Below are 260 nucleotides of genomic sequence, written 5' to 3' on the forward strand. Positions count from 1 at the left end.
TGTTACTCCCGGCCGGTCTGCGGTCGCCGGTGCGGTTATTCGAGCGCATCGGTCAACAGTCGACTCGCGCTGAGAAGCAGGCCGGGAATGTTCTCCTCGAAGCGTTTTCCGGAGAGTTCGTCGGCCCGTCCGGAGACGTAGACGGCGCCGGTCAGCGAGTCGGTTTCGACGCTGACGGCGACGCTGTTGACCGCGGCAAACTGTTCCTGTCAATCGAGGGAGAAGCCGCGTTCGCGGATGCGATCGAGTTCAGACTGCAG

1 pseudogene is annotated in these 260 nt (G+C 63.1%); it reads right to left on the minus strand.

The features are described from left to right. Positions 1–35 precede the first annotated feature (35 nt). A pseudogene (locus SM753_RS21510) lies at positions 36–260 on the minus strand (IclR family transcriptional regulator C-terminal domain-containing protein); the annotation flags it as partial.

Source organism: Halostella sp. PRR32 (genome assembly GCF_034808085.1).
In the GTDB taxonomy this organism is placed as follows: Archaea; Halobacteriota; Halobacteria; order Halobacteriales; family Natronoarchaeaceae; genus Halostella; species Halostella pelagica.